This is a genomic window from Brevundimonas sp. SH203, assembly GCF_002157625.1.
Taxonomy (GTDB): Bacteria; Pseudomonadota; Alphaproteobacteria; order Caulobacterales; family Caulobacteraceae; genus Brevundimonas.
The window spans coordinates 186,597-206,164 of record NZ_BDMM01000004.1; the positions used below are offsets into that span (position 1 = coordinate 186,597).

General features: G+C 68.8%; 22 protein-coding genes. 19 read left to right on the top strand and 3 right to left on the bottom strand.

From position 1 onward, the window contains the following. Window positions 1-197 precede the first annotated feature (197 nt). Entirely contained in the window at window positions 198-995 is a 798-nt protein-coding gene (locus SH203_RS10360; protein WP_087120858.1) for a response regulator, read from the bottom strand. Window positions 996-1,192: 197 nt separating this feature from the next. Between SH203_RS10360 and SH203_RS10365 the strand changes: the two genes are divergently transcribed. The 6 genes from SH203_RS10365 to obgE all read left to right on the top strand — a co-directional run bounded on the left by SH203_RS10365 (window position 1,193) and on the right by obgE (window position 6,634). Beyond that, a complete protein-coding gene (locus SH203_RS10365; RefSeq protein ID WP_087120859.1) occupies window positions 1,193-1,396 on the top strand; it encodes a NepR family anti-sigma factor in 204 nt (67 codons plus the stop codon). Continuing rightward, on the top strand, window positions 1,393-2,004 hold the full coding sequence (locus SH203_RS10370) for a sigma-70 family RNA polymerase sigma factor (protein ID WP_087120860.1): 612 nt from the start codon (window positions 1,393-1,395) through the stop codon (window positions 2,002-2,004). The genes SH203_RS10365 and SH203_RS10370 overlap by 4 nt, the downstream gene beginning before the upstream one ends. Window positions 2,005-2,103: 99 nt before the next feature. Next, on the top strand, window positions 2,104-3,807 hold the full coding sequence (locus SH203_RS10375) for a sensor histidine kinase (RefSeq protein WP_087121006.1): 1,704 nt from the start codon (window positions 2,104-2,106) through the stop codon (window positions 3,805-3,807). Between the two features lie 47 nt (window positions 3,808-3,854). Further along, the gene (locus SH203_RS10380) at window positions 3,855-3,992 is read left to right on the top strand and encodes an entericidin A/B family lipoprotein (protein WP_017505506.1); all 138 of its coding nucleotides are present in this window, start codon (window positions 3,855-3,857) and stop codon (window positions 3,990-3,992) included. 88 nt (window positions 3,993-4,080) lie between these two features. Continuing rightward, window positions 4,081-5,535, top strand: a complete 1,455-nt coding sequence (locus tag SH203_RS10385) for an NAD-dependent succinate-semialdehyde dehydrogenase (protein WP_087121007.1) — start codon at window positions 4,081-4,083, stop codon at window positions 5,533-5,535. Between the two features lie 52 nt (window positions 5,536-5,587). Next, window positions 5,588-6,634 carry a GTPase ObgE gene (gene obgE / locus SH203_RS10390; RefSeq protein ID WP_087120861.1) on the top strand — a complete coding sequence of 349 codons (1,047 nt, stop codon included), beginning with the start codon at window positions 5,588-5,590 and terminating at the stop codon, window positions 6,632-6,634. Here the strand turns inward: obgE and SH203_RS10395 are convergent, their stop codons facing one another. Continuing rightward, window positions 6,635-7,759, bottom strand: a complete 1,125-nt coding sequence (locus SH203_RS10395) for an AI-2E family transporter (protein ID WP_087120862.1) — start codon at window positions 7,757-7,759, stop codon at window positions 6,635-6,637. It abuts the gene before it with no gap. Between the two features lie 97 nt (window positions 7,760-7,856). Here SH203_RS10395 and SH203_RS10400 point away from each other — a divergent pair, with 97 nt between their 5' ends. From SH203_RS10400 to SH203_RS10455, 12 genes are all read left to right on the top strand, one after another. After that, on the top strand, window positions 7,857-9,428 hold the full coding sequence (locus SH203_RS10400; RefSeq protein ID WP_087120863.1) for a helicase HerA-like domain-containing protein: 1,572 nt from the start codon (window positions 7,857-7,859) through the stop codon (window positions 9,426-9,428). Between the two features lie 83 nt (window positions 9,429-9,511). Next, a complete protein-coding gene (locus SH203_RS10405) occupies window positions 9,512-10,072 on the top strand; it encodes a NifU family protein (RefSeq protein WP_087120864.1) in 561 nt (186 codons plus the stop codon). A gap of 57 nt (window positions 10,073-10,129) precedes the next feature. Continuing rightward, on the top strand, window positions 10,130-10,726 hold the full coding sequence (locus SH203_RS10410; RefSeq protein WP_087120865.1) for a helix-turn-helix transcriptional regulator: 597 nt from the start codon (window positions 10,130-10,132) through the stop codon (window positions 10,724-10,726). Window positions 10,727-10,771: 45 nt separating this feature from the next. Then, on the top strand, window positions 10,772-11,173 hold the full coding sequence (locus SH203_RS10415) for a helix-turn-helix domain-containing protein (RefSeq protein ID WP_087120866.1): 402 nt from the start codon (window positions 10,772-10,774) through the stop codon (window positions 11,171-11,173). Window positions 11,174-11,182: 9 nt separating this feature from the next. Next, on the top strand, window positions 11,183-11,863 hold the full coding sequence (gene tsaB / locus SH203_RS10420) for a tRNA (adenosine(37)-N6)-threonylcarbamoyltransferase complex dimerization subunit type 1 TsaB (RefSeq protein WP_087120867.1): 681 nt from the start codon (window positions 11,183-11,185) through the stop codon (window positions 11,861-11,863). Beyond that, window positions 11,860-12,303, top strand: a complete 444-nt coding sequence (rimI, locus tag SH203_RS10425) for a ribosomal protein S18-alanine N-acetyltransferase (RefSeq protein WP_087120868.1) — start codon at window positions 11,860-11,862, stop codon at window positions 12,301-12,303. The genes tsaB and rimI overlap by 4 nt, the downstream gene beginning before the upstream one ends. 28 nt (window positions 12,304-12,331) lie before the next feature. Continuing rightward, window positions 12,332-12,817: a Fur family transcriptional regulator gene (locus tag SH203_RS10430; RefSeq protein ID WP_087120869.1), complete on the top strand. Its 486-nt coding sequence runs from the start codon at window positions 12,332-12,334 to the stop codon at window positions 12,815-12,817. A 44-nt stretch (window positions 12,818-12,861) separates the two neighbouring features. Then, entirely contained in the window at window positions 12,862-14,301 is a 1,440-nt protein-coding gene (gene miaB, locus SH203_RS10435; protein ID WP_087120870.1) for a tRNA (N6-isopentenyl adenosine(37)-C2)-methylthiotransferase MiaB, read from the top strand. Next, a complete protein-coding gene (locus tag SH203_RS10440; RefSeq protein ID WP_087120871.1) occupies window positions 14,301-15,287 on the top strand; it encodes a PhoH family protein in 987 nt (328 codons plus the stop codon). The genes miaB and SH203_RS10440 overlap by 1 nt, the downstream gene beginning before the upstream one ends. Continuing rightward, window positions 15,284-15,739 carry an rRNA maturation RNase YbeY gene (ybeY, locus tag SH203_RS10445; protein WP_087120872.1) on the top strand — a complete coding sequence of 152 codons (456 nt, stop codon included), beginning with the start codon at window positions 15,284-15,286 and terminating at the stop codon, window positions 15,737-15,739. Before SH203_RS10440 ends, ybeY begins: the two co-directional genes overlap by 4 nt. Window position 15,740: 1 nt before the next feature. Further along, window positions 15,741-17,378, top strand: a complete 1,638-nt coding sequence (gene lnt, locus SH203_RS10450) for an apolipoprotein N-acyltransferase (RefSeq protein ID WP_087120873.1) — start codon at window positions 15,741-15,743, stop codon at window positions 17,376-17,378. Window positions 17,379-17,395: 17 nt separating this feature from the next. Beyond that, the gene (locus SH203_RS10455; RefSeq protein ID WP_087121008.1) at window positions 17,396-17,809 is read left to right on the top strand and encodes a helix-turn-helix domain-containing protein; all 414 of its coding nucleotides are present in this window, start codon (window positions 17,396-17,398) and stop codon (window positions 17,807-17,809) included. 3 nt (window positions 17,810-17,812) lie between these two features. Here SH203_RS10455 and greA read toward each other — a convergent pair whose 3' ends face one another. Continuing rightward, complete coding sequence (gene greA, locus SH203_RS10460; protein WP_200808909.1) at window positions 17,813-18,292, bottom strand: transcription elongation factor GreA; 480 nt, start codon at window positions 18,290-18,292, stop codon at window positions 17,813-17,815. 65 nt (window positions 18,293-18,357) lie between these two features. On the opposite strand from greA, the gene SH203_RS10465 reads away from it, so the two are divergent. Continuing rightward, window positions 18,358-19,563 (top strand): TIGR03862 family flavoprotein, encoded by a 1,206-nt coding sequence (locus tag SH203_RS10465; protein ID WP_087120875.1) that lies wholly within the window; start codon window positions 18,358-18,360, stop codon window positions 19,561-19,563. The last annotated feature ends 5 nt before the right edge of the window (window positions 19,564-19,568 follow it).

A 19,568-nucleotide genomic window follows, 5' to 3' on the forward strand; every position in this document is an offset into this window, starting at 1 on the left:
AGAATGAGGTGCGGAGGCGGCATGACCGGCCTTGGCCAGTCAAGTCGGGGGGCGTCGCCGCCTCCACATGCCGATAACGACGCCGTATGGCGACGGTTCCGGGGACGCTCCCTTTTCTTTCGCGAGGGACCGTCGAAACGAAAAAGACCCTGTCGCCACGGGCGAACAGGGCCTTCTCGTCCTAGGGAATACAGACCTCAGGCGGCCTGTTTCTGACGCGACGGATGGAAGAACAGCGCCTGGCTGATCGCCGCCTTCACCGTCTCGGGCTGGAACGGCTTGGTGATCAGGAAGGTCGGCTCGGGACGCTCGCCGGTCAGCAGGCGTTCCGGGAAGGCGGTGATGAAGATCACCGGCACATCCAGGGTCTTCAGGATGTCCTTCACCGCGTCGATGCCGGACGAGCCGTCGGCCAGCTGGATGTCGGCCAGGACCAGGCCCGGCTTGTGACGGGCGACGGCGTCGATGGCCTCGTCATGGGTGGTGGCGGTGCCGGTGACGCGATGGCCCAACTCCTGCACCAGGCTCTGGATGTCGGCAGAGATGATGGCCTCGTCCTCGATCACCAGAACGTCGGTGGCCAGTTCGGCGTCAATGTCGGCCTGGGCGTCGGCGATCAGGCGTTCGACGTCGCGCGGATCGGCCGACAGGATCTGGGCGGCCTCGGACGGGGTGAACCCTTCCAGCGCGGTCAGAAGGAAGGCCTGGCGCGAACGCGGCGCGATGCGCAGCAGACGCTGCGAGGCGTCGCCCCCGCCCGTCGTCTCCAGACCACCCGTTTCCAGCTGGGCGCCGGTGGAGGACCAGATGGCGTGGAAGACGTGATAGAGCGCCACGCGGGGCGTCATGTCCGGGGACAGCTGCTGCTCGCCGGCCGCCAGGGCTTCGAGCGCGACACGCACATAGTTGTCGCCCGTGGATTGATCGCCGGTCAGGGCGCGGGCGTAGCGACGCACGTAAGGAAGGTGCGGCGCGAGTCTGGCCAAAAGGCTCATTCAGTTAGTCCCCGACAAATCTCCGCCGTCCCGGCAAGGGAAAGCGCTACATCGGGTTCAAACGTATCATATCGGTCGCGGTTCCCCAGCTTCGATCAAGCTTGAGCATAAAATGCACGGCTTACAGGAACCCGGCCGCCGGGACGGCGTTAAGGCTGGCATCTCTGCGACGACCGTTGGGTGGGCCCGTTCTGTCTATGATTGATTCTTCCGACTCCTCGCGTCCGCGCGGCGCCGACAACAAAGGGGAGGCGGGGCTTGAGGAAGCGCGTCTTCGCCAGCAGGCCATCGGCGTCAAGCTGCGGCATATGTTCGACGAGGTCGTCAACGAGCCCGTCCCGGACGAATTCCTGGAAATCCTGAAGCGCGCCGACGCCAAGGCGGCGGACGGTCCTGCATGAGCACCTCACGCCTGGGGGCCGCCCCCAAGCCCGCATCGGCCGACGATGAAGGCTTCAAGCGCGAACTGGTTCTGCTGATCCCGCATCTGCGCGCCTTCGCCCGCACCCTGACCGGCGACCCCACCGCCGCAGACGATCTGGCGCAGGACGCCATGATGAAGGCCTGGGACGCGCGCGCCAGCTATCAGATGGGCACGAACATGAAGGCGTGGACCTTCATGATCCTGCGCAACCAGTTCTATTCCGAAAAGCGCCGGTCGTGGCGCCAGTCGCAGCTGGATCAGGAGGCGGCCGAACGCACCCTGGTCGCCGTGGACGATCCCGAGGCGCCCGTCGCCCTGGACGAACTGCGCCAAGCTCTGAAGACCCTGCCGGAGGAACAGCGCGAGGCCCTGATCCTGGTCGGCGCGGGCGGCTTCGCCTATGAAGAGGCGGCCGAAATCTGCGGCTGCGCGGTCGGCACGGTGAAAAGCCGTGTCAGCCGGGCGCGCCGCGCCCTTCAGGCCACGCTGGAAAAGGGCGGCTACAGCCGCGACGGCCAAGCGGCCGGCGAGGCCATGCGCACCATTCTGGGCGAGGCCGACAGGCTGGCCGGCGCCCGGGGCTGATCGGCGGTGAATGCGCCGTCCGAAGCCGCACGGCCGCGCCTGGGTCGAACATGGACGAACGACCGGTTCCAGGGCATCCGCTTTCGGCTGGGCGCCGCCATGGCCATGGCGCTGCTGCCGATCTTCGTCCTCAGCCTGATCCAGACCCAGGCGGATTTCCGCCGTCAGGCCGAGGATCGCCAGGTCGATCTGCAGCTGGCGGCCGAACGCAGCGCCTCCGACGCCAAGGCCCAGCTGGACAGCGCGCAGGTTCTGCTGCGCGCCCTCAGCCCCGACGCCGCCGGCCCCTATTGCGCGGCGCGGCTGACCGCCCTGGTCGGTCGGCTGGACGGCTATGAGGGGCTCTATCGCATTAGCCCGACGGGCGAGGCGACCTGCGCCTCCGGCCGGCCCGACGGCTTGCGCTCCGGGGTGTCGCCGGCGTCGAACGCCCGGTGGTTCCAGCGGCTGCGGGACGGCGAGGACCTGGTGGTCATGCGGGCGCCGGACGACGCCGGCTATCGCGCCGCCCTGATCGTCGCGACGCGCGCCGAACGACCGATGGGACGGTTCGACGGGGCCATGGTGGCGGTGATCCCGCTGTCGGCCCTGCAGCCCGATCTGGAAGACCCCGCCCTGCCCTCCGGCTCCCAGGCGGCCCTGACCGACGGAGCAGGGCGCATTCTGACGGCCAGCGACGCCGGCGTCTTCCGGCTGTCGGGCGGCGACAAGCTGGCGGGCTGGGTGTCGCGCGCACGCAATGAGGGGTCCGCCGTGTTTCAGGCGCGCGACGCGGGCGGCGAACAGCGCGACTACGCCGGCGCGGCCCTTGCGGGCGGCGATCTCTACGCCCTGCTGTCGGCCCCGTCCCAGGGGTGGCTGTCCTGGGCGCGGCTCAATCCGATCGGCACGCTTCTGCTGCCGCTGGGCGCCTGGCTGACGGCCTTCGCGGCGGTGATGCTGCTGTCCGAACGCATCTTCATCCGCTGGCTGGACTATCTGGAGCGGGTGGCGGCCATCTATACGCGCGGCCGATTTTCCGTGCGCCCGCTTCAGGCCATGAACGCGCCCGCCGAAATCCGCACCATGGCCAAGACGCTGGACGAGATGGCCGAGGCCATCACCGTGCGCGACCGGGAGCTGACCGACGCCCTGGCCGAGAAGGACGCGCTGATGCGCGAGATCCATCACCGGGTGAAGAACAATCTGCAGATCATCTCGTCCCTGCTGTCGATGCAGCAGCGGGCGCTGACGGACGCACCGGCCAAGGCGGCGCTGGGCGACACCCGCCAGCGGATTTCGGCCCTGGCCCTGATTTATCGCACCCTCTATCAGAGTGACGACATCCGCCACGCCGACGCGCGCGAGTTCCTGAACGAACTGGTCGGTCAGTTGATCGCCAGCGAGGCCGGGCGCGGCCCCGTGGTGATCAGTTCGGTGGACGCCGATTCCCTGCATGTGGACCCCGACAAGCTGGCGCCCCTGGCCCTGTGGCTGGTCGAGGCCGTGACCAACGCCCAGAAGCACGCCTTCGCGTTGAACGGCGGCGAGCTGAAGGTCCGGTTCCGCGTCCAGGGCGACACCTCGGTCCTGGAGGTGGAGGACAACGGCCCCGGCGCGCCGGCCGGCGCCGAGGTCGGGGTGGGGCGCACCCTGATGAGCGCCTTCGCCAAACAACTGCGCGGCGAGACCGATTTCGTCACGCCGCCCGGCGGCGGCACCATCGCGCGCATGACCTTCGCCACGCCCGAGGCGTTGATCCCGGCCGATCCCGCCGACAAGTCGTCTGTCGCAAGAGGAACCGGAGGCATGGGGTCGCGTTGATCCGGCAAGACCGGGGCGTTGGCCCCGGCCAACCCCGGAGTCTCTTCATGCGCAAGATTTTCGTTCTGGTCGCCGCCGCCGCCGCCCTGACCACCGCCGCCTGCAACACTGTCGAAGGCGTGGGCCGCGACACCCAGGCCGCCGGCCAGGCCGTCACCGGCGCCGCCCAGGACGCCAAGAACTGATTTCGACGCAGCCTCGGCTGCATCGGCTTGTAAGGCCCCGCTTCGTCGGGGCCTTGTTCGTTTCAAGACCGCCTTGAAGGAGATCGCCGTGAACCAGACCGCCCGCAACGCCGGCCTCGCCCTGCTGAAACAGCACGCCCTGATCGCGGGAGAACCCATTCAGGCGAACGGCGCGGGCATAGCGGTGGACGATCCGGCGACGGGCGAGATCATCGGCCATGTCCCCGATCTCGGCGCGGCCGAAACCCAGCGGGCCATTGCGGCGGCGACCGAAAGCTTCGCCGACTGGTCGCGGTCCGATCCCCACAAACGCGCGACCTTCCTGCGGGTCTGGGCGGCGCTGATCGACGAGAACACCGAGGGTCTGGGCGCCCTAATGGCGCTGGAGAACGGCAAGCCCTTCGAGGAGGCCAAGGGCGAGGTCGCCTACGCCAACGGTTTTCTGAAATGGTTCGCCGGTCAGGCCGAGCGGCTGATCGGCGAGACGCAGGACAGCCCGCTGGGCCATCTGATCCTGACCTATCGCGAGGCGGTGGGGCCGTGCGCCCTGATCACGCCGTGGAACTTCCCCGCCGCCATGCTGACGCGCAAACTGGGACCGGCCTTCGCGGCGGGCTGCACCGCCGTCGTCAAGCCCGCCAGCCAGACGCCGTTCACCGCCATCGCCCTGGCCGAACTGGCCTATGAGGCGGGACTGCCGAAGGGGGCGCTGTCCGTCGTCACCGGCGATGCGGCGACCATCGGCAAGGCGCTGACCGACAGCCCGGACATCCGCAAACTGTCCTTCACCGGCTCGACCGGCGTGGGGCGCAAACTGGCCGAACAGTGCGCGCCGACGCTGAAACGGGTGTCGATGGAGCTGGGCGGCGCGGCGCCCCTGATCGTCTTCGCCGACGCGGACCTGGATCGGGCCGTCGCCGAGACCATCAAGGGCAAGTTCAGAAACTCGGGACAGACTTGCGTCTGTCCCAACCGCGTCTATGTCGAACGCTCGGTCGCCGAGACCTATGCCGAAAAACTGGCCGCCGAGGTGGCCAGGATCAGGGTCGGCGCCGCCTTCGACGACGGCGTGAAGGTCGGGCCGCTGATCGAGGACAAGGCCGTCGACAAGGTCGAGAAACATGTCGCGGCGATCAAGGCCGACGGCGGCCGCGTCCTGACCGGCGGGTCCCGTCATGAACTGGGCGGACGCTTCTTCCAGCCGACCGTGACCCTGGGTGGCGACGACGCCCTGTTCCGCGAGGAAGAGACCTTCGGCCCGATGATCCCCGTCTTCGCCTTCGACACCGAGGACGAGGCGCTTCAGAAGGCCAACGCCAGCGACTACGGCCTAGCCTCCTATCTGTTCACCCGCGATCTGGACCGCGCCATGCGGTTCAGCCGCCGGATCGAGGCGGGGATGTGCGGGGTCAACACCGGCCTGATCTCCACCGCCGTCGCCCCGTTCGGCGGGGTCAAACAGTCGGGCTACGGCCGCGAAGGCTCGATCCACGGCATCGACGAATATGTGGACGTCAAGACGGTGACGCTGGCGCTGAAATAGCGCCGGGTCGCCGGGCCTGTAATTCGCCGCGCTTCTGCGGCATAAGCCCGCGATGAAGTTCCTCGACCAGGCCAAGATCTACATCCGCTCCGGCAACGGCGGCGCGGGCTCCGTGTCGTTTCGACGCGAGAAGTTCATCCCCAACGGCGGTCCCGACGGCGGGGACGGCGGCAAGGGCGGCGACGTCTGGATCGAGGCGGTCGAGGGGCTGAACACCCTGATCGACTATCGCTATCAGCAGCATTTCAAGGCCCAGACCGGCCACCACGGCCAGGGCCGCCAGATGCATGGCGGCAAGGGCGAGGACGTGCATCTGAAGGTGCCCGTCGGCACTCAGGTTCTGGACGAGGACAAGGAAACCGTCCTCTTGGATATGGACACGGCCGGCAAGATGGAGCTGCTGCTGAAGGGCGGCAACGGCGGCTGGGGCAATGTGCGGTTCAAGGGGCCGACCAACCAGGCGCCGACCTACGCCAATCCGGGTCAGGAAGGTCAGGAACGCTGGATCTGGCTGCGGCTGAAGCTGATCGCCGACATCGGTCTGGCGGGTCTGCCCAATGCGGGCAAGTCCACCTTCCTGTCGGCCGCCAGCGCCGCCAAGCCCAAGATCGCCGACTATCCCTTCACCACCCTGGCCCCGAACCTAGGGATGGTGGACCTGTCGCCCAGCGAACGGTTCGTCATCGCCGACATCCCCGGCCTGATCGAGGGCGCAAGCGAGGGCGCCGGGCTGGGCACGCGCTTTTTGGGTCACGTCGAACGCTCGGCCAGCCTGATCCACCTGATCGACGGGACGCAGGACGATGTGGTCGAGGCCTACCGCATCATTCGCGGCGAACTGGAGGCTTACGGCGAGGGGCTGGCGGACAAGGCCGAAATCCTGGCCCTGAACAAGATCGACGCCCTGACGCCGGACGCGCGCGAGGAAAAGGCGGCCGAGCTGGAAGCGGTCGCCGGCCGTCGTCCCATGCTGGTGTCGGGTGTGTCGGGCGAAGGCGTGCCCGCCCTGCTGCGCGCCGCCTGGGCCGAGGTCAAGAAGACGCGCGGCGCCCTGGCCGGCGAGAGCGACGTGGATCAGGTCAGCGGCTGGCGGCCCTGATCACGCCTCGGGCGCGGGTTCGGTTTTGGGCTTGCGCCTGGGCGCGGCGGGTTTCTTGTCTTCATCCGCATAGGGTTCGCCATCGCCGGACAGCAGGATCGCCATCCAGCGCGATCCCCTGAACTCGGCCAGGATGGCCATGGCCATGACGGCCAGCGGCGTGGACAGGAACATGCCGACCACGCCCCACATCTTGCCGCAGAAGGCCAGGGCCAGCAGCACCACCACCGGGTCGATGTTCTGGTTTTCGCCCTGCATCCGGGGCTGGATGAAGTTGCCGACCACGAACAGGATGACCTGCAGCCCGACCAGCAGGATGACGGCCGGCCAATAGCTTTCGAACTGCGCCAGGGCGAACAGCGGCGGCGCCAGGCCCGCGACCGCCCCGCCCAGCACGGGGATGAAGCCGACGATGAAGATGACGAAGGTCCAGAACTCTGGGTTCTGAAGCCCCACCGCCCGCATCAGAATCCAGGCGACCACGCAGATCATCACCCCCGTCACCGACTGGACCCAGATATAGCCCTCGACCCCGCCGCGCACGCGCTGGAACACCGCCAGGGCCTCGTCGCGCTGGGTCTTGTGCGGGAACATGGCGACGATCTTCTTGCGGAACCCCGCCTGCGAGGCCAGCAGGAACCCCAGATAGACCAGGACGAAGAAGGCCCCGGAGGCGATCCCCTGGGCCTGGAAGGCCAGGGAGGTCAGCCAGCCGCGCACGTCCACGCCATTGATCAGGTCCTGGGCCGTGGGCGGATTGTCCAGCCGCACCAGACCATAGACGTCGCGGATGATCTGATCGATGCGCGGGCCGATGTTGGCCGACACGCCCGATGCTTCGCCGAAGAATCCGGCCGCCCCGTTCACGATGATGGCGATGGAGGCGAAGAAGGCCAGCACCACCAGGGTCAGGGCCGCGATCCCGGCCCAGCGGCTGGTCAGCGGCGTGCGCGCCTCGACCGACCGCTTCACCCCGTCGATCATGATCAGCAGGAAGATGGCCATGGCCAGCGGCGTCAGTATGTCCCGCAACCAGTACAGCGCCGCCCCCGCCGCCACGGTGGCGATCAGGGCCACGGCGTTTCGGGATGCGGTCGAGGAGGGCACGGCGACGGGGCTTTTCATCCCCGTGTTGTCGAACCGGGCGGCGGCGGCGTCAATCGCTGTTCCGGCGACGTTTGTTCCGCGCTAGAGCTTGCGCCGAGCCCTATCGGAGACCCCAATGCCCGACGCCCTGCCCGGCCTGTTCCTCGGCCAGTCCGACGCCGCCCAGCCCGAAAACCTGCTGTTCAACCGCGCCAACCGCCACGGCGTCGTCGCGGGCGCGACCGGCACTGGCAAGACGGTGACGCTGCAGATCATGGCCCAGGGCTTTTCCGACGCCGGGGTGCCGGTCTTCTGCGCCGACGTCAAAGGCGACCTGTCGGGCATTTCGCAGATCGGGACGCCCAACGAAAAGCTGATCGCGCGCGCGACCGAAATGGGGTTGACCCTGACGCCGCGCGCCGCGCCGGTCGTCTTCTGGGATCTGTATGGTCAGAAGGGGCACCCGATCCGCACCACGGTTTCGGAAATCGGGCCGGTGCTGATGGCGCGGATGCTGAACCTGAACGAGGTGCAGGAAGGCGTGCTGACCGTGGTCTTCCACGTCGCAGACAAGGAAGGCCTGCTGCTGCTGGACCTGGACGATCTGAGGAGCCTGCTGGTCTATGTCGGCGAGAACGCCGACCGGATCGGGCGCGAGGTCGGCAATGTCGCCCCCGCCTCCATCGCCGCCATCCAGAGGGCCTTGCTGCAGGTCGAGCAGCAGGGCGGCGACGCCTTCTTCGGCGAGCCGGCGCTGAAGCTGGAGGACATGATCCGCGTCGGTCTGGACGGCCGGGGTCAGGTCAATGTGCTGGATTCGACGCGGTTGATGAACAGCCCGCGCCTGTATGCGGCCTTCCTGCTGTGGCTGCTGTCGGAACTGTTCGAACAACTGCCCGAGGTCGGCGACCCGGAGAAGCCGCGCCTGGTCTTCTTCTTCGACGAGGCCCATCTGCTGTTCAACGACGCCCCGCGCGCCCTGCTGGAAAAGGTCGAACAGGTCGTGCGCCTGATCCGGTCCAAGGGCGTCGGCGTCTATTTCGTCACCCAGAATCCGGCCGACATTCCCGACACCGTCCTGGCCCAGCTGGGCAACCGCATCCAGCACGCGCTTCGCGCCTATACGCCGTCCGAACAGAAGGGACTGAAGGCGGCCTCGCAAAGCTTCCGCGTCAATCCGGCCTTCGACACGGCCGAGACGATCCAGGCCCTGGGCGTGGGCGAGGCCCTGGTCTCGGTGCTGGACGAAAAGGGCGCCCCGACCATCGTGGCCCGCACCAGAATCCGCCCGCCTGCCTCACGCCTGGGGCCCGCGACGGACGCCGAGCGCGCGACGGTCATGGCCGCCAGCCCTGTGCGGGGCATCTACGATCAGGTGCTGAACCGCGAATCCGCCGCCGAAATCCTGGCCAACCGCCACAGCACGGCCGATCAGGCGGCGGCCCAGGCCCAGGCCATAGCCAAGGCTCAGGCCGACGCCGCCAAGGCCGCCGAGGTTCAGGCCAAGGCCGACCAGAAGGCGGCTCAGGCCCAGGCGAAGGCCCAGGCCCGGGCGGATGCGGCGGCGGCCCGCCCGGCCCCCGCCCCGCGCCGGTCGACCCGCGAGACGCCGATCGAGGCCCTGACCAAGTCCGTCCTTCGCACCGCTGGATCGACCCTGACCCGCGAGCTGATGCGCGGCATCCTGGGCGGCCTGAAAAAACGCTAGAGCGACCGCCAGAGCCTGATCGGTCGACGTCGATCAGGCTCCGAGGTCTTGCAACGGGGCGGGGGCGGGCGCATCTCCCGCCCATGTTCATCCAGACCGAACCCACGCCCAATCCCAATGTGCTGAAGTTCCTGCCCGGCCGCGAGGTGTCGCCGGCCGCCGCCTTGGAATACCGCACAATCGACGAGGCGACGGCCTCGCCGCTCGCCGAGGCCCTGTTCGAACTGGAAGGCGTCGACGGCGTCTTCTTCGGCGCCGACTATGTGTCTGTGACGCGCCAGGCCCAGGGACCGGAGTGGTCGGAGATGAAGGCGCCGATCCTGGGCGTCGTCATGGATCATTTCGTCTCGGGACAGGCGCTGACGCGCAGCGCGGACGCCGAGACCGACGGCCATGCCGAGGACGACAGCGAGATCGTCGCCGAGATCAAGGCCCTGCTGGACAGCCGCATCCGCCCGGCCGTGGCCCAGGACGGCGGCGACATCCTGTTCGATTCCTTCGACGAGGCGACCGGGGTGCTGAACCTTCGGATGCGCGGGGCCTGCGCCGGCTGCCCGTCCTCGTCCGCGACGCTGAAGGCCGGGGTCGAGCAGATGATGCGCCACTATGTGCCCGAAGTGACGCGGGTCGAGCAGACCCTGTAACCGGCTGAAACCTTTTCGTCCTCGCCAGACGCGCGCCGGTGCGCCATTCTGACGGCGATGTCGCGTTTCATTCCCCATCCCGAAGCCCTGCGTCTTGGCGAGGCGCTGGCCGCCCTGAGGCGCGAGCGCGGCCTGTCCCAGGCCGAGGCCGGGGCGCGTCTGGACATGACCAGCCAGGGGTGGGGCCTCTATGAAGCCGGCCGACGCTCGGGTCTGTTTCGTCCCGATGTGCAGCGCCGCCTGACGGGCGCCCTGGACTCCACGCCCGAGGCGCTGGCCCTGGCGTTGTCGACGACCACCGCCCCTTCGCCTCCTGCGACGCCCGTCGCCTCGGCGGCGAAGGCTGTCGAAAGCCGGAGACGGGACTTCGCCGGCGCCGAGCCCCAGCTCCGCCGTCTGCAAATCCTGAACGACGACCTGTCCCCCTGGGCCGATTCCGGCGTGGTGGTGGAATATGCGCTGGGCGTCTGGCCGCGTCGCGGACAGGGCTGCGTGATCGAAATGGGCGGCGAGACCCGCGTCCGCATCTATGAAACGGGCGACGCCCGAACCGTCACCGTGCGCGGCGCATCGTCCGCCGACGCGCCCGAGGTGCTGGCCCGCCAGACCATCGACCGTCTGTCCGCCGTAGTCGCGCGAATCGAACGACAATGAAACAAAATCGTTGATTTCATCGCCAGGTCATGAAACACCTTGGTCATGGCCAACCTTCGCCGCAACCCTGCCCCCAGAGCCGCCGAGCCGGTCGACGTCTTCGTCGGCGCCCAGATCGCGGCGCGACGCATGGCCCTGGGCCTGTCGCAGTCCGCTCTGGGCGATCAGGTCGGCGTCAGCTTCCAGCAGATGCAGAAATACGAAAGCGGGCGTAACCGCATATCGGCCTCGCGCCTGCATGGACTGGCCCTCGCATTGGGCGCGCCGATCCAGGTCTTCTTTCCTCAGCGAGCCGAACCCTCGCACGATCCCGACGCCGCCGCGATCCGCGCTGTCTGCGCCACGATCGAAGGTCGGACCCTGGCCTTGAGCTTCGCACGCATGGAAAACCGCGCTGTGCGCCAGGCCGTCACGCAGCTGGTGGAGGTTCTGGCCAAGCCCGCCTAAAAGGCGGCCATGAGACTTCTGGTGATCGATACGGCGCTCGGCGCCTGCACGGCTGCGGTGTTCGAGGACGACCGGGCGCTGGCTGTGCGATTCGAGCCGATGACCAAGGGCCATCAGGAGCGGATTGGCGGCATGGTGCGCGACGTGATGGCCGAGGCCGGGGCGGACTTCGACAGTCTGGACCGGATCGGCGTCACCGTCGGGCCGGGATCGTTCACCGGCCTGCGCGTCGGCTTGGCCTTCGCTCAGGGTTTGGGCGCCGCTCTGGACCGGCCCGTCGTGGGGATTTCGACGCTGGACGCCCTGGCCGCATCGCGGGGAACGTCGGACGGGCCGGTCGCGGCCCTGATCGATGCGCGGCGGGGACAGGTCTATGCGCGCCTGTTCGCCGATGGCAGGGCGCTGGGAGAGGCCGAAGCCTTGTCGCTGGACCAGGCGGCCGAACGGATCGCGGCAATGGGGTCCGCCGTCGCCCTGGTCGGAAACGGGGGGGCTGTTCTGGCCGAAGCCTTCCCCGACCAGATTTTCGCGCGGACGGACGACCGGGTCGCGCCGGCGCCCGAGGCCCTGGCCCGTCTGGCGGCGGCGGCCGATCCGGCGACCCATCCGCCGCGTCCGCTCTATCTGCGCGCGCCCGACGCCACCCCGCCCAGCCGCCTGCCGGGCCAACCGCGCCAGCCTGCGCCATGAGCGCGACGCCCCCGGACGTTCTGGCCGCCCTCCACGCCGAAGCCTTCGCCGCGCCCTGGGACGCCCGGGCCTTTTCCGACCTTCTGGCCCAGCCCGGCGTCTGTCTGGGCGTCGAGACCGATGGGTTCATCCTGATCCGTGTCGTGCTGGACGAGGCGGAAATCCTGACCTTGGCCGTTCGACCCGACGCGCGTCGCCAGGGCCTTGGCCGTCGCTTGGTCGAACGCGCCTGCGATGCGGCAAAGGAGGCGGGCGCCGCCAGCCTGTTTCTGGAAGTCGCCGAGGACAATGCGGCCGCGCGCGCCCTGTACGCCCGCGCCGGCTTCGTCGAAATCGGCCGCCGAAAAGCCTATTACACCGGCACGGACGGGCGCCGGATCGACGCCTTGGCCCTGCGTCGCGACCTGTCTGTCGATCACGTCACGCCAACGCTTCCCTGATGCGCCGCGAATCCCTATTCTAGGGGTCATGGACCGGATCGAAAAACTCTGCGCCGACCGCGGCATGCGTATGACCGAACAGCGCCGGGTGATCGCCCGGGTGCTGTCGAACGCCGAAGACCACCCCGACGTGGAGGAGCTGTATCGTCGCGCCTCGGCCATCGACCCGCACATCTCCATCGCCACCGTCTATCGCACCGTGCGCCTGTTCGAAGAGGCGGGCGTGGTCGAGAAGCACGACTTCGGCGACGGTCGCAGCCGATATGAAGAGGCGGGCGACGATCACCACGACCACCTGATCGACACCAAGACCGGCGAGGTGATCGAATTCTTCGACGCCGAGATCGAACGTCTGAAGTCCGAGATCGCCGAACGTCTGGGCTTCCAGCTGATCGGCCACAAGCTGGAGCTTTACGGCGTCGCCATCGAGGGGGCCGAGCCGTCCAAGCGCGAGGGCCTGATCTTCACGCGCCACGCCGCCCGCGTCGATCCCGCCGATGTGGACGCGGGCTGAGCCGCCGTCTTGTCGAGGCGGTCGCGGGCGACCATAAGCCCGTCATGACCGACACCCAGGCTCCCCAGGTCGAGACGACGGCCGAGAAGCGTCTGTTCATCAAGACCTACGGCTGTCAGATGAACGTCTATGACTCAGAGCGCATGGCCGATGTCCTGCGCCCGCTGGGCTATGCGACGACGGACGATCCCGCGCACGCCGACTTCGTCATCCTGAACACCTGCCACATCCGCGAGAAGGCGGCGGAAAAGATCTATTCCGAACTCGGCAAGCTGCGCGAGATGCGCGACATCCGGCGCGAGACCGGCGGCGACATGACCATCGCCGTCGCCGGCTGCGTCGCCCAGGCCGAGGGCGAGGAGATCATGAAACGCCAGCCCGCCGTCGACATCGTCGTCGGCCCGCAGGCCTATCACCAGCTGCCCGAGCTTCTGACCCGTACGGCGCGGGCGCGGGGCGAGCGGATCGGCGCCGACTTCGCCCCCGACGACAAGTTCGACGCCCTGCCCGCCGCGCGCTTCACCGAGGGGCCGACGGCCTTCCTGACCGTGCAGGAGGGGTGCGACAAGTTCTGCACCTTCTGCGTCGTGCCCTATACGCGCGGCGCCGAATGGTCGCGGCCGATGGCGGCGGTGCTGGAAGAGGCGCGCCAGCTGGCGGATCGCGGCGTGCGCGAAGTCACCCTGCTGGGCCAGAACGTCAACGCCTATGACGGCGAACGAGCGGATGGGAAAAAGGCGACCCTGGCGGAACTGGCCTACGCCCTGGCCGAAATCCCCGGTCTGGACCGCATCCGCTATACGACCAGCCATCCGAACGACATGGGCGACGACCTGATCGCGGCCCATGGCGATCTGGACGCCCTGATGCCCTATCTGCACTTGCCGGTTCAGGCGGGGTCGGATCGCATCCTGCGGCTGATGAACCGCAAGCACGGGCGTCAGAAATATTTCGACCTGATCGACCGCATCCGCGCCGCGCGGCCCGACATGGCGCTGGCGGGCGACTTCATCGTCGGCTTCCCCGGCGAGACGGACCGGGAGTTCGAGGACACGCTGGATCTGGTGCGGCGGGTGAACTACGCGGGGGCCTTCGCCTTCGCCTATTCGCCGCGTCCCGGCACCCCGGCGGCGGGCATGGGCAAGCAGGTCGAGCCGGAGGTCTCCAGGGAACGGCTGCACCGCCTGATCGCCCTGCTGACCGAACAGCAGACCGCCTTCAATGAATCCCAGGCGGGGCGGACGCTGAACGTCCTGTTCGACAAGCCGGGGCGTCACGCCCACCGTCGCCAGGCCGTCGGTCGGTCCCCCTATCTGCAATCGGTCCACGTCGACGACGCGGATCATCTGATCGGCCAGATCGTTCCGGTCGAGATCATACGGGGCCAGCAGAACAGTCTGCATGGCCGACTGCTCACACCCCACGGGCTCATGCAGCCGAGCGCCGCGCGCGAGGCGATAGCCCAAAGAGAAAAGGCCGCTTGATGGCGAGAGAGTCCGAGTTCGTACCGCTGAACGACGCCGAGCTGCGCGCGGTCATCGGGCCGAACAGCCGCCACGTCGCCCTGATCGAGGACGCCTTCAAGGTGCTGGTCGAGGCGCCGGGCGGCGGGGTCTCCGTCAACGGCGGCACGCGCGACCGATCCGACGCCCGCCAGGTGATCGAGGATCTGGCCAAGCGCGCGGCCCTGGGCGCCGAGGTCACGGAGGCCGATGTGCGCGCCGCCCTGGGCCAGGCGCGCGGCGGCAAGGGCACGCCGGGCATGGCGGCGGCGGGCGTGTCCCTGCCCGGCGGCAAGCGCGGCGCCATCGTGCCCAAGACCAAGGCCCAGGCCGCCTATCTGGACATGCTGGGCCGGTGCGAACTGTCGTTCGGCGTGGGACCGGCCGGCACCGGCAAGACGTTTCTGGCGGCGGCCTATGGCGCGTCTTTGCTCAGGCGCGGACAGGTGGACCGGCTGGTCATCACCCGTCCAGCGGTCGAGGCGGGCGAGAAGCTGGGATTCCTGCCGGGCGACCTGAACGAAAAGGTCGACCCCTATCTGGCCCCGATCTGGGAGGCGCTGAACGACATTCTGGGCGCCGAGGACGTGCAGCGTCGCCGCGACAAGGGCGAGATCGAGGCCGCCCCCATCGCCTTCATGCGCGGCCGCACCCTGAGCCACGCCTTCGTCATCGTGGACGAGGCCCAGAACACCAGCCGCCTTCAGATGAAGATGGTGCTGACGCGGCTGGGCGAGGGCGCGCGGATGGTGGTGACGGGCGATCCGTCGCAGATCGACCTGTTGAACCCGCGCGATTCCGGCCTGGCCCACGCCCTGCGGATTCTGGACGGGGTGCAGGGCGTCGGCATCCTGAAGTTCGAGGCCTCGGACGTGGTGCGTCACGCCATGGTCGAGCGGATCGTGCGCGCCTATGACGCCGACGCCGCACGCGGACGCCCTGCCCCGGACCTCGAAGACCCCGCATGATCGAGATCGAAGTCGAGACCGAGGCCTGGACCGGCGCCCTGCCGGAGGTCGAGGCCGTGGTGGAACGGGCGGCCCTCGCCGCGCTGGGGACGGTCGCGGGCGATGTCGTCATTCTGTTGACGGACAATGAGGCCGTGCGCGACCTGAACGCCCGGTTCCGCGACAAGGACAGGCCCACCAATGTCCTGTCCTTCCCCGCCAATGAGAGCGCGGCGCCGCATCTGGGCGACATCGTCCTGGCTTACGGCGTCTGCGCCGAAGAGGCCGTGGCGCAGAACAAGACCCTGGCCGATCACCTCAGCCATCTGGTCGTCCACGGCGTGCTGCACCTGCTGGGTCGCGATCATGAAGACGACGCCGAGGCCGAAGAGATGGAGGCCGAGGAGCGTGAAATCCTGGCCGGGATCGGCGTCGCCGACCCCTATGCCGCAGATGCTGAAAGCGCCGACTGACATGATGATCGACGCCCTGCTGGACCGTTTCGCCGCGCCGATCCGGGCCATGCCCGTCAGGCGGCGCACATGGAGCTGGCGGCTGATCCGCATACTTCTGGCCCTGCTGGCGGGGGCCGGGACAGCCTTCGCCCATCCGCCGTTCGGAATCCTGATCGGCCTGCTGGGCTATCCCCTGCTGATGATCCTGTCGGAGCGATCCGACACGGCGCGCGGCGCCTTCTGGATGGGGTGGCTGGCGGGCTTCGCCTATTTCTTCGTCGGTTGCTGGTGGGTGGCCGAGGCCTTCTTCGTCAATCCCGAACAGGCGTGGATGGCGCCCTTCGCGGCCAGCCTGCTGCCGGCGGGTCTGGGCCTGTTCTGGGGAACGGCGACGGCGCTCTATCGCCGGTTCGCCCCCATCGGCCCGGTGCGGGTCCTGCTGTTCGCGGCCCTGTTCTGCATTTTCGAATGGCTGCGCGGCCATGTGCTGACCGGGTTTCCGTGGAACCCGGCGGGGGCGACCTGGAAGGCGGGCGGCGGCATGTCCCAGCTCGCCTCGGTCGTCGGCGTCTATGGGTTGAGCCTGGTCACGGTCGCCGCGACCTCGGCCTTCGGCCCGCTGGTCGGGCCGGGCCTGAAGCGCGATCGCCTGATCTCGGCGGGCCTCGGCGCGCTGACGCTGATGTCTGTGGGGATCTTCGGCGCGGTGCGGCTGGCGCAATCCCATCTTGAGTTCACCGATACGGTCGTGCGTCTGGTCCAGGCCGATGTGAAACAGGAGACGAAATGGTCGCCCGAGGCCTATCGCTCCATCGTCGACCGCTATGTGACCCTGACGGGTCAGGCGGCGGCGCGCACGCCCAATGTGGTCGTCTGGCCCGAGGGCGCCCTGCCCGCCTCGGCCAACGACGTCTTCGCCTCGACCGACGCCGGGGCCATCGCCGCCGCCCTGCGTCCCGGCCAGACCCTGCTGATGGGGCTGGCGCGAGGCGAGCCTGACCTCACCGCGCCAGAGGGCGCCCGCTATTACAACAGCCTGTTCGTCCTGGCGGACGAGGGCGGGGCGGGCCTCAGGGTCGCGGCCGTCTATGACAAGCACCGGCTGGTGCCGTTCGGCGAATATCTGCCGCTGGGGTCGCTGATGACCTCCATCGGTCTGCGCAGCCTGGTGCATATGCCCAGCGACTTTTCCGCCGGCCCGACGCCCGAGCCGATCACCGTGCCCGGCGCCCCGCGCGCCCAGATCCTGATCTGCTACGAGAGCCTCTATCCCGGCTTCACGCCGGGCGCGGCGGGGCGCCCCGACTGGATCGTCAACGCCTCCAACGACGCCTGGTTCGGCGCCACGTCCGGCCCGCGCCAGCACCTGAACCTGGCCAGCTATCGCGCCATCGAGACCGGCCTGCCCATCGCGCGCGCCACGCCGACGGGGATTTCGGCCATGATCGACCCGTGGGGCCGGATCGTGGACGGCGAGAAGCTGGAGCCCGGCGTCATGGGGGTGATCGACGCGCCCCTGCCGCGCCCCACGGGGATCACCCCCTATGGCCGTTTCGGCGACTGGCCGCTGGCCATGATGCTAATGGCTACGCTCGCCCTATCCTTGTGGCCGTTGGTTTTGCGATCTAGGATGAGGTCGAAGCAAGCGGCGATCTGAAGCGGGGGGGAATGACGATGGCGCGCGAAAAGGACGAGACCATCCATCCCGTCGATCGTCATGTCGGCCGTCGCGTTCAGGAGAAGCGGCTGAACCTGGGCCTGACCCAGACCGCCCTGGCCAACGCCGTCGGCGTCAGCTTCCAGCAGGTTCAGAAATACGAAAAGGGCACCAACCGGGTGTCCGCCTCGAAACTGTTCGAAATCGCCCGCTTCATGAAGGAGGAGATCGCCTTCTTCTTCGATGGCGTTCCGCTCCAGCAGCCCGGCATGGCCGAACCCGCCGCCCCCGGCTTCGACCACGACTTCCCCATGACCAGGCACAGCGTGGAGATCAGCAAGCTGGCCGCGCGCCTGCCCGTGCGAAAGCAGAAGGCGGTCGTGCAGATCATGCGCGAAATGCTGGATGAAGGCGGCGACGGCGACGCCTGAGCCCTAGCCGACGGCGACGATCTCGGCGGACTGTCCGGCCACCTGAACCTCGTCCCCGACGCGGCGGCCCATGACGGCGCGCGACAAGGGCGAGACATGGCTGACCGAGCCGGCCGCGGGATCGGCTTCGTCCTCGCCGACGATGCGCCAGGTCTGGGTGCGGCCGTCGTCGCGTTCGATGGTCACGGACCCACCGAAACGCACCACGCCTTCGTCCTCGCCCGGTTCGACCAACTGGGCCGAGGCGCGGCGCGCGGACCAGTAGCGCAGATCGCGCGTCGCGCGGGCCATGGCGGTGCGGTCGCTCTCGATCGATCCCTGCACCTGGGCGGCCGTATAGGCGGCGCGCGCGGCGGCCAGTTCGGCCTCGATCAGGGCCAGGCCCTGCGGCGTGACCAGATTGGGATGGGGCGAGATCGGGCGATCCGCCAGGTCGGCGGCGGTGGCCTCAATATCTTCTTCTCGGGTGAAGGCGACGCTCATGGTGCGGAACATAGCGACGCGCGCGCCTATAGCCAGAGCGGAGCCGAGCGGGCAAAGCGGGGACGATGAGCGAATCCGTCAGACAGGTTCATGTGATCGGCGCCGGCCCGGCCGGGCTGATGGCGGCCGAACGGCTGGCCCAGGCCGGGGTGCGGGTCGTGGTCCACGAGCGGATGCCGTCGGTCGCGCGCAAGCTTCTGATGGCCGGTCGCGGCGGGCTGAACCTGACCCATTCCGAACCGCTGGATCGGTTCGCCGCCCGCTATGGAACAGCCCAGCCGACGGTCAGCCGCTGGATGGACGCCTTTTCGCCGGCCGACCTGACGCAATGGGTCGAGGGGTTGGGTCAGCCGACCTTCGTGGGGTCCAGCGGGCGGGTCTTCCCCCAGGCGATGAAGGCCTCGCCCCTGCTGCGGGCCTGGCTGGCCCGGCTTGAGACGCTGGGAGTGGAGGTGCGAACCCGCTCGCGCTGGATCGGATGGAAGGCCGGGGCTCTTGCGTTCGACACGCCCGAGGGCGAGCGGCTGGAGCAGCCGGACGCCGTGGTTCTGGCCCTTGGCGGCGCCAGCTGGCCGCGCCTGGGATCGGACGGCGCCTGGACCGCCTGGCTGGACGCGCCGACGACGCCGTTCCGACCCGCCAACGTCGGTTTCGACGTCGCCTGGTCGCCGCTGTTCCGCGAACGGTTCTCCGGTCAGCCGCTGAAGGGCATCGCGCTGAGCCACGGCGACCGATCCGTCCGGGGCGAGGCGATGATCGCGCGCTATGGGCTGGAAGGCGGCGCGGTCTATGCCCTGTCGGCGCCTCTGCGCGACGCGGTTCAGGCGGCGGGTCAGGCCGAGGTGCGGATTGATCTGAAGCCCGACCTCGACATCGACCGCCTGACCGCGCGGCTGGATCGACCGCGCGGCAAGGCCAGTCTGTCGAACCATCTGCGAAAGACCGCAGGACTTGAACCGGCGGCGGTCGCCCTGCTGCACGAGGCCGGCCCGCCGCCCGCCGATCCCCGTGCGCTGGCTCAGCGGATCAAGGCTGTTCCCCTGACCCTGACCGGCGTTCAGGGACTGGAGCGGGCCATATCCTCGGCCGGCGGGGTTCGGCTGGACGGCGTGGACCCGGGGCTGATGCTGCGCGACCGGCCGGGCGTCTTCCTCGCCGGAGAGATGCTGGACTGGGAGGCGCCGACGGGCGGCTATCTGCTTCAGGCCAGTTTCGCCTCGGGCGTCGTCGCGGCCCGGGGCGTGATCGACTGGCTCGACAGCCAGGGCTGAGACGG